This window comes from Micromonospora sp. NPDC049230 (genome assembly GCF_040647875.1).
Classification (GTDB): Bacteria; Actinomycetota; Actinomycetes; order Mycobacteriales; family Micromonosporaceae; genus Micromonospora.
This window is the reverse complement of sequence record NZ_JBEZCZ010000022.1, coordinates 80,205-92,485: the sequence shown is the minus strand read 5'-3', so window position 1 is coordinate 92,485 and position 12,281 is coordinate 80,205. Positions and strand designations below refer to the sequence as shown.

Genomic DNA, 12,281 nt, shown 5'->3' with positions numbered 1-12,281 from the left:
GCGTCACATTCCGGGGCACGCCCCGCTCGCCACCTGCCACGGAGACGGATCGATGCGACAGGACCTCGGATGACGTTCGGGACGACCGGCCAGCCGGCACCGGGGCCACGCTCGGCTGCCGATCTCGCCGCGACCTGGAGCCGGGACGACTGGTTGGCCCTCGCCGACCGGATGCTCGCCGCCGCCCGGCCGTTCGCGTCGCCCGGGCACGCCCTCGTCACGTTTCCCGGGCCGGAGGGCGGCTACGGGCGGGCCGTCGACGGCCTGGAGGGTTTCGCCCGCACCTTCCTGCTGGCCGGCTTCCGTATCGCGGGCGCCCGGGGAGTGGGCACCGACGAACTCGTCGACAGGTACGCGGCCGGCATCGCCGCCGGCACCGACCCGAGATCCCCGGACCGCTGGGTGCGCCTGGACGAGCACCCCCAGGCCAAGGTGGAGGCCGCCTCCATCGCGCTGGTCCTGGACCTGACCCGCCCGTGGATCTGGGACCGGCTGCCGTCCGCGGTGCGCGAGCGGGTGGTGGACTATCTGCGCCCGGCGGTCGGCGACGACACGTACCCACGGATCAACTGGGTCTGGTTCCGGCTTGTCGTCCAGACGTTCCTGCGCTCGGTGGGCGGGCCGCACTCGCTCGACGAGATGAACGAGGACCTGAGCACGCACGACGGCTTCGTCCGCGGGGACGGCTGGCTGTCCGACGGGCCGGAGCGCTCCTACGACCACTATGTGGGCTGGGCCCTGCACCTCTACCCGACGCTGTGGGCCCGGATGGCCGGCGCCGCCGACCTGGCCGAGCCGCGCCGCGAACGGGACCTGGCCGGCCTCGACCGCTTCCTGACCGATGCTGTCGCGCTCGTGGGCGCCGACGGAGCACCGCTGCTCCAGGGGCGAAGCCTGACCTACCGCTTCGCCGCGGCGGCACCGTTCTGGGTCGGCGCCATCGCCGGCGTGCCCTCGGTCAGCCTCGGCCGGTTGCGGGGCGCGGCCACCCGCGTCGTGCGCCACTTCGTCGCCAACGGCGCCCCGGACGAACGCGGCCTGCTCACCCTCGGCTGGCACGGGCCGTGGCCCCGACTGGCGCAGTCGTACTCCGGGCCAGGCTCGCCGTACTGGGCCAGCAAGGGTCTGCTCGGCATCGCGCTACCCGCCGACCATCCGGTGTGGACGACTCCCGAGGAGCCGCTGCCGGTGCAGGAGCGGGACACGCTGCGGGCGGTACCCGCGCCCGGCTGGCTGGTCTCCGGCACCCGCGCCGACGGCATCGTGCGCGTCGTCAACCACGGCACCGACCACGCCGTCGAGGGCGCCACCGTATCGGATTCCCCGCTCTACGCCCGCCTGGGCTACTCCACCGCCACCACCCCCGTCCTCGACGACAGCGGCTGGGCCAACCCGCTCGACCAGTCCGTCACTCTCGTCGACGACGCGGGCCGGGTCACCCACCGCGCCGGCATGCGCCTGCTGACCGTGCGCGTCGACACCGACGACGTGGGTGTGGCCGGGTCACGTGCCCTCGCCCACTGGGTCGACCCGGAACCGGGCCAGCGCGACCACGGCGGCGGCCTCGTGGGCCGGTACGAACCGGCCGGGGACCTCACCGTGTACTCGCTGGTCCGGGGCCCCTGGGAGCTGCGTCTGACCCGCGTCGACGGCCTCGCCGACGGCGTCGACGCGGCTGCGCTGCGGCTGCGGATCGGCGGCTGGGCCATCGCCGGGGACGCGACGGCCGACCTCCGCCGCGGGGTGGCGACAGTGACCGGCGCCGGCCTGACCAGCAGGCTCGAGAGCGTGCACGGCGACGGGACGGCCGGCGCCACCACAGTCGCGCACGGCGGGCCCCTGGCCGGCGGGCTGGTCGTGCCCTGGCTGGACCACCCCGTCCGGCCGGGCGCATGGGTCGCCGCCCTCACCGAGTTGTCCGGGGCGCCGGTCGCCACGGCCGGGCAGGCGTGCCAGGCCGTGGTCGACGAGGACGGCCACGGCCTCCACCTGGCGGTCGACTGGCCCGACGGGATCAGCACGTCGACCCGTCTGGACACGGAGCATCCCAGGCCCACCCAAGCGGCCTGGTAGCAGTGCGGGCCCGTCCGGGCCCTTGACCTGAAGGAGAAAGGGATGAAGCGTGCGATACCGGCCGTCATCAGCGCTGCGACGGCCCTGACGCTTGTTCTCGCCGGTTGCGGGGGCGGAGACGAGCCAGTCGACCCCAACGCACCGGTGACGATCACCCTGGCCGGCTGGAGCCTGTCGTCCACGCCGGAGTTCAAGACGCTCGCCGACGGCTTCAAGGCGACCCACCCGAACGTGACGGTGGAGCTCAAGGAGTACGCCCCGGGCAACGACTACGACACCCAGATGATCACGGACCTGGCCGCCGGCACCGCGCCGGACGTGTACGTCATGAAGAACCTCAAGAACTTCTACACGTACCAGAGCGGCGGTCAGCTGCTCGACGTCTCCGACGCCGCCTCCGGTCTCGGCTCGGCCCCGGGGCTCGCGTCGTACCAGGTGGACGGCAAGGCGTACGCGGTGCCGTACCGGCAGGACTCCTGGGTGCTGTTCTACAACAAGGACCTGTTCGCGAAGGCGAAGGTGACGCCGCCGGACGGCAGTTGGACCTGGGACGACTACACCGACGCGGCGAAGCGACTGCACACCGGGCTGAAGGGGGCCGGCTCGAACGCGACGGGCGCGTACCAGCACACCTTCCAGTCGACGGTGCAGGGTTTCGCACTCGCCCAGACCCCGAACGCCGACCTGCTCTCCGGGAACTTCGGCTACCTGAAGCCGTACTACGAGCGGTCCCTGGATTTGCAGGCGGCCGGCGCGCAGCCGACCTTCGGCACCGCGAAGACCAACAAGCTCACCTACCAGGCGCAGTTCGGCAAGCAGCAGTCGGCGATGCTGCTGATGGGCACCTGGTACGTGGCCACGCTGCTCAACCAGCGAAAGAGCGGTGACGCCGACAAGTTCCAGTGGGGGATCGCGCCGGCGCCGCAGTTCGACAAGTCCACCACCGGCACCTCCGCCACGCCTGTCACCTTCGGCGACCCGACCGGCTTGGGCATCAACCCGAAGATCAGCAAGTCCAAGACCGCCGCGGCCAAGGACTTCCTCAAGTACGCGGCCGGCCCGGAGGCCGGCAAGGCGCTGGCCGGGATCGGCATCACCCCGGCCCAGGTCACCGACGCGGTCACCGCGACGCTGTTCGGACTTGATGGCGTACCGCAGGACGAGCTGTCGAAGTTCGCCTACTCCAAGCACACCATCAAGCCGGAGAACCCGGTGTCGAAGCACACCGCCGGTCTCCAGAACCTCCTCAACGAGACGCACTCGGCGATCCTCTCCGACAGCAAGGGCGTCGACGCGGAGCTGAGCAAGGCGCAGACCCGCGCCAAGAACGAAGTCCTCAACCAGTGAGCTGATGGCGGGCCCGGCGCGCCTGAGCCGCACGCCGGTCCCGCCGCCATGCTGAACGCTTCCGGAGACTCCCTATGGCAACATTGCCGCGCACGAGACCCAGGAACCGGCGGCTGGTGTCGCGCAACACTGTCGCCGGCTGGTCGTTCATCCTCCCCAACTTCCTCGGCTTCGCCCTGCTCACCCTGCTACCCGTCGTCGTGTTGTTCTACGTGGCGTTCACCAACTGGAACGTCTTCGGGGTGGCCGAGTGGACCGGCACCGCCAACTTCCGGCGGATGTGGGACGACACGAGCTTCTGGACGGCACTGCGCAACACCGTCTACTACGCCGTCTTCCACATCCCGCTGACCCTCGCGGCAGCACTCGGGCTGGCGCTGCTGCTCAACCGCAAACTGCGCGGCGTGCGGTTCTTCCGCACCATCGCCTTCTTCCCCTACATCACCTCGATCGTGGCGATCGCTGTCGTCTGGAACCAGCTGTTCAGCCCGGAGTACGGCCCGATCAACGCTCTCCTCGGCGCCGTCGGGGTGGACAACCCGCCGGGCTGGACCGCGTCGGCGACCTGGTCGATGCCGGCGGTGATCATCGTCGGCACCTGGCGGTACATGGGCTACTACATGCTGCTGTTCCTGGCCGGCCTACAGACCATCCCGGCGCAGCTCTACGAGGCGGCCGAGACCGACGGCGCCTCACCGTGGCAGCGGTTCCTGCACGTGACCCTCCCCGGGTTACGAACCACGACCTTCTTCGTCACGGTGCTGCTCACCATCGAAAGCTTCAAGGTCTTCGACCTCATCCTCGTGATGACCGGCGGCGGACCGGGCCAGTCGACGCTTGTGCTCTCGCAGTACATCTACCAGAAGGGCTTCGAGGAGAACCAGTTCGGCTACGCCTCGGCGGTCTCCATCGTCCTGTTCGCCATCTGCTTCGGCATCACGGTCATCCAGTTCATGGTCAACAAGCGGAGGAACAGCTGATGACCGCGACCGACCTCTCCCTGCCCACCCCGGCCGTCGCCGCGCCCGGCAACCGCGCGCCCCGCCGACCGGTCCGGTCCCTGGGCGGGCGGCTCCTCGGGTACGCCGCTCTCGTGCTCGCGGCGATCGGGCTGCTGCTGCCGTTCTTCTGGATGGTGGTGGCGTCGTTGAAGACGAACAACGACGTCTTCACCATCCCGATCACCTGGCTCCCCGACCCGGTGGTGTGGCGAAACTACGTCGACATCTGGCAGCGCTCGGACATGACGACGTGGCTGTGGAACACCCTGCTGCTGTCGGTGATCGTCACCTTCCTCCAGGTGCTCACCGGCAGCTTCGCGGCCTACGGCTTCGCCCGCGTCCGCTTCCCCGGCCGCAACCTGCTCTTCCTGGCGTACGTCGGGACGATCGCGGTGCCGTGGCAGTCGTACATGATTCCGCAGTTCATCCTCATGTCGAAGCTGCACCTGTCGAACACGCTGTGGTCGATCGTCGCGATCCAGGCGTTCGGCGCGATCGGCGTGTTCCTGATGAAGCAGTTCTACGAGACCATCCCCGAGGAGCTCAGCGAAGCGGCGCGGGTCGACGGGCTCAGCGAGTACGGCATCTACCGACGGATCATTCTGCCGCTGTCCCGGCCGGCGCTCGCCAGCCTGGCCCTGCTCATGTTCACGACCACCTGGAACGACTACCTCGGCCCGCTCGTCTACCTGCGCAGTCCGGAACTGCGCACCATCCAGTTGGGGCTGAACACCTTCATCTCCCAGTACAACGCCGAGTACGCGCTGATCATGACGGGCTCGGTGCTGTCCGTGCTGCCCGTCGCTGTCATCTTCCTGCTCGGCCAGCGCTACTTCATCGAGGGCGTCGCCTCGACCGGACTGAAGGGGTGAGGTCCATGCGCTCGCGCCACCACACCATCACCGCCGTCTTCGACGGGTTCTACGTCGCGCTCGTCACCAACCTGCTGCTGGTGCTCGGTTGCCTGCCACTGGTGACGCTCGCGTTCACCACCGACGCGGCGCGCTCCTGGCCGCTGTACGCGCTGACCGCCCCGCTCTGCGCGCCGGGGCTCTGTGCGGCCTTCGCGGTCATGTCCGCCTACTCGGCCGGCGACACCGGCGGCGTGCTGCGCACCTACGGCCGCGCCTGGCGGGCCACCGCCCGACCGGCGATGCTCTGGACGGCGACGGCGATGGCCGCCCTGGTGGTGCTCGCCGTCGACGCCCGCGCCGCGTGGGGCCACCGGGTCGGGGCACTCGCCCTGCCGGTGCTGGCGACCCTGATCGTCCTCACCGTGGCGACCACGCTGCTCGGGTTGGTGACCATCGCCGAGCGCCCCACCGCGCCACTGCGCGAGGTGGCCCGTACCTGCGTGTACCTGGCGGTTCGCCGGTGGTATCTCACCGCCGTGTCCCTGCTCGTGCTCGCGCTGCTCGCCCAGCTTCTGGCGGCCCGCCCCGCGATCGCGCTCGGCCTCGCCGCCGCGCCGCTGCTCTACGTCGTCTGGGCCAACAGCCGCTTCACCCTGCGCGCCGCCCTCGACCCACCGACGGCCGCACCCCAAGGCATCTGACCACCACGTTTCGCCACCGAGCCCGGACGCCGACGACACACCTGCCCGGCACCGGACCGGACCCACGAGGGAGAACAGCATCCATGACGGCGACCGACGTCCGTCCCAGCTCCGACGCAGAGGCCACGGCGGCCGCGGTGGCCGCCGCGATACGCACCGTCGACGCGAACATCGCCACGTTCGGCGACCGGTATCCCGCGGACACCACCGACGCCAACCGCTACCCGCTGCGGCCACCGAGCGCTGGCCAGCCCGAGGGCGCCAACGTCGGCTGGACCACCAGTTTCTGGCCCGGCCAGCTCTGGCTGGCACACGACCTGAGCGGTGACGACCGCCACCTGCGGGCCGCACTGTCGCACGTGGACAGCTTCGCCGATCGGGTGCACCGCGGCGTCGACCTGGACACCCACGACCTCGGGTTCCTCTACACCCTGTCCTGCGTCACCGCGGCGCGTCGTACCGGCGACCCGCGGGCCCGCGACGCGGCTCTCGCCGCCGCCGACCACCTGATGACGCGTGTCCTCGAACCCGCCGGAATCATCCAGGCCTGGGGCGACCTGAACGACCCCCGCCAACGCGGCCGCACGATCATCGACAGCCTCATGAACACGCCGCTGCTCTTCTGGGCGAGCCAGACCACCGGCGACGACCGCTACGCCGCCGCGGCCCGCCGGCACACCGCCCAACTGCGCCAGCACATCCTGCGTCCGGACGGCACCACCTTCCACACCTTCTACTGGGACACGGACAGCGGCGCGCCGCTGCGCGGGGAGACCGAGCAGGGCCACGCCGACCACTCCTGCTGGGCCCGCGGGCAGGCCTGGGGCATCTACGGTTTCAGCCTCAACCACCGGCACATCGGCGACCCCGCGCTGCTGGCCGCCGCGCGGACCTGCGCCGACCACTTCCTCGCCTGCCTGCCCGACGACCACGTGGCGTACTGGGATCTGGAGTTCGGCGACGGCAGCGGCCAGGAGCGGGACAGTTCCGCCGCGGCCATCGCCGCGTGCGGCCTCGTCGAACTGGCCGACGGCCTCACCGACCCGGCCAGTGCCGACCGGTACCGCAAGGCCGCCGCCGCGATCCTGCGCTCGCTCATCGACCACTACTCCACCGGCGGCCAGCCGGGCTCGAACGCGCTGCTCCTGCACGGCGTGTACGACAAGCCCAAGGACATCGGCGTCGACGAGGGCACCCTGTGGGGCGACTACTTCTACCTGGAAGCCCTCACCCGCGCCACCATCCCCGGCTGGACCAGCCCCTGGTGACCACCGCGACCGACCCGCACCGCCCCGCAATCCGAAAGGTGACAATGGACTACCGCTATCACTGCACCATTCCCGCCGGCGACGGCCGGAACGAGCTGCCCGTCAATCCCTGCCGGCTGCTGGACTTCACCCTGCTGCGACTGTCGGCCGGCGAGTCCTGGACCGGCGAGTCCGGTGACCGGGAGATCCTGGCCGTCATCCTCGGCGGCACTGCCGACTTCACCGTCGCCGGCCACCACTTCCCGCAGGTCGGCCAGCGTGCCGACGTCTTCTCCGGCAAGCCGCACTCGGTCTACCTCCCGGCCGGCTCCTCGATCACCGTCGAGGCCGTCACCGACGTGGAGATCGCCCTCCCCAGCGCACCCAGCGACCTGGCCACCGACCCCTACGTCATCGCGCCGGAGCAGGTCGCGACCGGCCAATGGGGAGCGGCCAACTTCGGCCGCGACTACCACCAGATCCTCACCGAGATCGCCCAGCCGGAGCTGCCCGCCCGCCGGCTCATCGTCGGCGAGACGTACACACCCTCAGGCAACTGGAGCACCTACCCGCCACACCGCCACAAGGTCGACGACCTGCCTGCCGAGGCCGCGCACGAGGAGATGTACTACTACCGCGTCAGCCCGGAGAACGGGTTCGGCATCAGCCGGGTCTACACCGACGAGGGGTACGAGGAGAACGTCACCATCCGTGACCACGTGATGCAGATGATGCCCGAGGGCTACCACACGGTGGTCAGCGCACCCGGCTACACCACCTACTTCCTGTGGTTCCTGGCCGGCACACAGCGCACCCAGGGCGCCCGCGAGGACGCCGACCTCGCCTGGGTGGGCCAGACCGTGCCAACCCTGCGCAGCCTGGGCCTGTAGCGACGGTTCGCGGACACCGGCCGCCTCGACGGCCGGACCGCGACCGGCGTGCGCGCTCGCCGTACCGCCGCCAGCGGTGACCCGACGGTCACCGCTGGCGGGCGGCGGCCGGGGGACGGTCGCCGCCGGTACGGCCCGGCGTCAGAGCCGGGAGGTGAACGTGGCCAGGAAGCGGTGTGGGGTGACCACGCCGGCGTTGTCGAAGCAGATCACGTCGATGTCGGCGTTCGTGGTGTACGGCCAGGGTTGGGTGAGGTGGCAGTAGTTACTGCCGGCGCCCTGCGCCACCACCTGAGCGTGCGTCTCCTTGAGACCGACCTGCGGGAAGGTCGCCAGGTAGCGGCCGGCGGGCGCCAGCGCTGCCACAGTGTTCGCGCCGACACCGAGCACCGAGTTGTCGTTCGTCGGACCGCCGACGGCGGTACCCAGGTAACCGAAGTACGACGGTGGGGCGAGAGAGCCGATCACCGGCCGCCGACGGTGGTAGGAGAGGGTGAAGTCGGTGTTGACGAACGCGCCGGCCTGGTCGTAGCAGAAGACGTACACCTCCACGCCGGTGCCGACCGCGTTCCAGGAGTAGACCTTGCACCGGCGGGGACCGGCGTTCGGCTGCCCGGCGGTGACCTGCACGTTGCCGGCGAGCACCCCGGCCAGTCCCACCCCGGGCAGCCGCACCAGGTACTGCCCGACGCCCAGCGGCCCGACAGTGTTCACCACACCCGTGGAGTTGTACGACTGCACCAGCGCGCCGCCGCCCCACTGCACGTACGCGTGGGAGGTGCCGGCCGGCAGCACGCCCGAGCTTGTCGTCCAGAGCACGGTGAACGGAGTGTCCTCGCGCGTACCGCCCGGCCTGTGGCACTGCACGTCGACGATCTCGTCGGTGCCGGACTGGAACCAGCGGACCACCTCGCAGTAGTGCCCGGTCCGGTTCACCGGAGTTACGTGCGGCACGCCCCGCGCGCCGGCACCCACCTGTGGGAAACGCACCTGGAACCGGCCGGGCGCGAGCTTGATGCCGTCGGCCCAGGCGGCCGGGAACGCGGTCTTCCAGCTACCCCACTGCCGGCTGGTGTCCAGCACGGTCCAGACCGCGACGGTGGGGTCCTTGACGTACGCGAAGCCCCAGCGGTCGGCGGTGGCCGCCGCGGCCGGTGCCGGCGGCGCGAGTGCCCCGGCGGCCAGGACGGCCGCCAGTGCCGCGGTGACGAACGATCGGAGACGCATCTGTTCCTCCACTCGACGAGAACATGCCGGAGGGAGTGTGCGCGCGGTAACTTCATGATCACAGTCGGCAACCTCGTGCCGCAGAGTCGGCTGTCCGCCACTCCGGATCGAGCTGTTGGGCGATCCTCCGGCGGGTTGGCCGCTGGCGGGGGATTTCCCCCGGAACCGACACCGCCGGCCGGCGGCCGACGCCGTGGCCGCGACGGTGCGTCAGTCTCAGCACATCGGGGTGCGGCTGGTTCGAGACCCCGACGAACGGGGGTCCGAGGCGGATGGCGCTGCTGTGGTTGCCGCGCTGGCTCCGCCGACCGGTCCGCGTCGAAGCACCCCCCGGCCACGACCTGTTCGTGGAGTGGCACGGCTCGGCCGCGGTGATCTCACACGGGGACGATCCGCCGTCGTTGCTGTGGCAGCTGGTGCGTACCGCCGTCGCGGCGTCCGACGACGTGCTGGTCCTGACCTCCGAGCGCGCCGTGCGCAGCGCCGCCTGCGGTGGCGTGTTGCGCGGTGTGGTCGAGGGTGCGGCCCAGGAGTGGGGCGTCGGCCGGGTCTGGGTGGCCGCGAGCGGCCTCGGCCGGCCGGACGAGGCGTACGCCTCCTGGCTGACCCGGCTGGCGGCCCGCACCGGCGTCGAACTGCTCGCCCCGGACGGTCCCGTCCACGCCACACCGGACGGCACCCTCTACGCGGCGGGCGGCACGGGCGCCTGGGGTTGGCGGTCCTTCCGGCCGGGCGCCAGCAGCCCGGTGGTCGGCAACCGTTACCCGGTCCCGTCCTGGGAGCCGGCGTTGCCGGACCAGGCGGTGGTGCTGCCCGGGCTGGTGGCCGATCCCGTCCCCGCCGGAGTGCTGCTGCGTGCCTCGGCCGCCGCACCCGCTGCGGTGGGCGACCCGGCCTACGACATGCCGGTGGACCGACACCGGCCGTCGCTGCTCCTGCGCCATGTCGGCGAACCACCACCGGATCCCTGGTCCCTCGCCGGGCTCTTCGCGGATCTGCCGGCGAGGACGATCGTTCGGATCGAGACGGCACTGCTCGACCCGACGGCACCACCACCGCGCGCCGACTGGGTGACCGCACTCGCGGCGGCCCTCGACGAGTCGGCCGCCGTCGCCGAGCCGATCGCGGCGCCCGAGCCGGGCCAGCACCGACGGGCGTCCGGCCAGCCACCACCCGTGCTCAGCGACGGTTGGGTACGCGCCAGCAGCCGGCTCTACCGCCACGCGACAGTGCCGGACCTGCTCGCCGAGGTGGTCCCAGCCGGTGTCCTGCTGCGCACGGCTGGTGCCCGTCAGCCCGACGGCATGGCCTTCGTCGACCCCGCCGAGTGGGTGCTGGCGGTCGACGTCCGCGACTCCGACCGGTTGGTCGACAAACTGTGCCGGATGCTCGCCGGGGCCGGCGCAGCGCCGGGCCTCACCCTGGTGGGGCAGACCGGAGAGCCGACGAGGGTACGCCTGGAAGCGGCGCTGCGCGCCGAGGCGGCACCCCGTGCGGGGCTGCCGGCGGACGCCCGGGCGACCTCGGCGACGGGCGCCGGCCGACCTCCCGTGGCGACCGATCGGCCGAGCAGAGTCGCGGACCAGGCGACGTTGGCGGTGCCGCTGTCACCGCGTCCGCCTGCGGCGGCGGTCGACGCCACGTCGGCGGAGGCCCCGGCGCGGGGCTGGCCGCCGGCCGCCGCGCACCAGTTCGCGGATCCGGCTGCGCCAGCCAGGACGGCGCAACGTTCCGTGGAGCCGGCGGCGTCGGTCGGGGCCGCGCACCAGTTCGTCGATCCGGCGGCCCCGGCCGTCGCGGCGCGGCGACGCGTGGAGTCCCTGCCGGTCGCGAGACGGTCGGCTGCCGCCGCCGAGGCGCTGCCGAGCGCTGTCGGCCAACCGGGCGCGCAGGATCTGACCGGCGAGCCCCCGCCACCGCATCGACCGGCCGCCGGTCCGCCACCGGTGATCACCAGCTCCGGGCCGTACCTGGGCGAGCCCGAACGCCCGGTTGTCGCCAGCGCCCCCGCCTCGGCAGGCGAAGGAGCGCTCACCCCCTCGCATCGAGGCGTGCCCGCCGCGTACCCCGTCGGGCGTGCGGTGCACAGTTACGCGCCGGCCGTGGCGGACCCCGTCGAGGACCGGGCCAGCACCGCTGCGGAACAGCGTGATCTCGCCGCCAGCCTCGGCCCGGCCTTCACCGACTCGATCACCACCGTCAACGCCGCCCTGGCCGCGTGGCCCGCGCTGCGGCAGGGCACCTCCGCGTCGGCGAAGACGGACTTCGTCGCCGTGCATGTCTTCTTCGGTCGGTCGGAGGCGGGGGCGGCCCGACTCAACGCGGGACTGCGTGCCGGGCGGGCACCGAGCCTGCCGGGCTACCTGCCGTGCCTGGTGTCCGGGTTGCGTCGCCTGCCGCCCTACCGCCGGGCGATGCTCTGCCAGGGGCGGGTGGCCGACCAGGCGCGACACCTCTACCCCGAGGGCGGCCTCCTGGTGGAGCCCGGCTTCCGCAGTGTCAGCGGCGCCACCGACCTCGCCGTGGAGGGTGCCGACGTCGACTACCTGGTCTGGTCGCGTACGGCACGGCAGGCCGGCGCGCTGGCCGAGCGGCAGGATCTGGACGAGGCGGTGTTCCTGGCCGGGGCCCGGTTCAAGGTGCTCGCCGTCCGGGAGGGAGCGGTGGCGGCGGAGCGCGTCGGCATCCCGACGACCGCCGTACTGTTGCGGGAGGTGTTGCCCGACGAGCAGTCCGTGTCCGGTCTGGACGACGCCGACCGGAGCGCGCTGAGCCGCCTGGAACGGGCGCTGACCCGGCGGAGAGCTGCCTCGCCTCGCCTGCTCACCGACGACCACACCATCGAGCGGCTGCTCGGTCCGCCGCTCGGTTACCTGGAGGAGACCGGGGCGTCCGTCGGCGCCGACTGACCCTCCGGTCATGAGGGATAACCCCCAACTCC

9 protein-coding genes are annotated in these 12,281 nt (G+C 71.9%); 8 read left to right on the top strand and 1 reads right to left on the bottom strand.

Annotated elements, in window-relative coordinates; all coding sequences use genetic code 11:
- The first annotated feature begins 69 nt into the window (after positions 1-69).
- From AB0A95_RS19645 to iolB, 7 genes are all read left to right on the top strand, one after another.
- Complete coding sequence (locus tag AB0A95_RS19645) at positions 70-2,073, top strand: DUF2264 domain-containing protein (RefSeq protein WP_357557176.1); 2,004 nt, start codon at positions 70-72, stop codon at positions 2,071-2,073.
- A 42-nt stretch (positions 2,074-2,115) separates the two neighbouring features.
- Positions 2,116-3,420, top strand: a complete 1,305-nt coding sequence (locus AB0A95_RS19640; protein ID WP_357557175.1) for an extracellular solute-binding protein — start codon at positions 2,116-2,118, stop codon at positions 3,418-3,420.
- A gap of 116 nt (positions 3,421-3,536) precedes the next feature.
- The gene (locus tag AB0A95_RS19635) at positions 3,537-4,400 is read left to right on the top strand and encodes a sugar ABC transporter permease (protein WP_357557174.1); all 864 of its coding nucleotides are present in this window, start codon (positions 3,537-3,539) and stop codon (positions 4,398-4,400) included.
- Complete coding sequence (locus AB0A95_RS19630) at positions 4,400-5,293, top strand: carbohydrate ABC transporter permease (RefSeq protein WP_357557173.1); 894 nt, start codon at positions 4,400-4,402, stop codon at positions 5,291-5,293. The genes AB0A95_RS19635 and AB0A95_RS19630 overlap by 1 nt, the downstream gene beginning before the upstream one ends.
- Before the next feature lie 5 nt (positions 5,294-5,298).
- On the top strand, positions 5,299-5,976 hold the full coding sequence (locus AB0A95_RS19625; RefSeq protein ID WP_357557172.1) for a hypothetical protein: 678 nt from the start codon (positions 5,299-5,301) through the stop codon (positions 5,974-5,976).
- An 83-nt stretch (positions 5,977-6,059) separates the two neighbouring features.
- A complete protein-coding gene (locus tag AB0A95_RS19620; protein ID WP_357557171.1) occupies positions 6,060-7,244 on the top strand; it encodes a glycoside hydrolase family 88 protein in 1,185 nt (394 codons plus the stop codon).
- Complete coding sequence (gene iolB / locus AB0A95_RS19615) at positions 7,241-8,113, top strand: 5-deoxy-glucuronate isomerase (RefSeq protein ID WP_357557169.1); 873 nt, start codon at positions 7,241-7,243, stop codon at positions 8,111-8,113. The genes AB0A95_RS19620 and iolB overlap by 4 nt, the downstream gene beginning before the upstream one ends.
- 141 nt (positions 8,114-8,254) lie before the next feature.
- On the opposite strand, the gene AB0A95_RS19610 is transcribed toward iolB, so the two are convergent.
- A complete protein-coding gene (locus AB0A95_RS19610) occupies positions 8,255-9,340 on the bottom strand; it encodes a hypothetical protein (RefSeq protein WP_357557168.1) in 1,086 nt (361 codons plus the stop codon).
- Between the two features lie 272 nt (positions 9,341-9,612).
- On the opposite strand from AB0A95_RS19610, the gene AB0A95_RS19605 reads away from it, so the two are divergent.
- Positions 9,613-12,249, top strand: coding sequence for a hypothetical protein (locus tag AB0A95_RS19605; RefSeq protein ID WP_357557167.1), 2,637 nt, complete (start codon positions 9,613-9,615; stop codon positions 12,247-12,249).
- The last annotated feature ends 32 nt before the right edge of the window (positions 12,250-12,281 follow it).

Coding starts and splice junctions, on each gene's coding strand:
- AB0A95_RS19605 (WP_357557167.1), top strand. CDS start 9,613: ATGGCGCTGCTGTGGTTGCCGCGCTGGCTCCGCCGACCGGTCCGCGTC.
- AB0A95_RS19645 (WP_357557176.1), top strand. CDS start 70: ATGACGTTCGGGACGACCGGCCAGCCGGCACCGGGGCCACGCTCGGCT.
- AB0A95_RS19630 (WP_357557173.1), top strand. CDS start 4,400: ATGACCGCGACCGACCTCTCCCTGCCCACCCCGGCCGTCGCCGCGCCC.
- AB0A95_RS19640 (WP_357557175.1), top strand. CDS start 2,116: ATGAAGCGTGCGATACCGGCCGTCATCAGCGCTGCGACGGCCCTGACG.
- AB0A95_RS19625 (WP_357557172.1), top strand. CDS start 5,299: ATGCGCTCGCGCCACCACACCATCACCGCCGTCTTCGACGGGTTCTAC.
- AB0A95_RS19610 (WP_357557168.1), bottom strand. CDS start 9,340: ATGCGTCTCCGATCGTTCGTCACCGCGGCACTGGCGGCCGTCCTGGCC.
- AB0A95_RS19620 (WP_357557171.1), top strand. CDS start 6,060: ATGACGGCGACCGACGTCCGTCCCAGCTCCGACGCAGAGGCCACGGCG.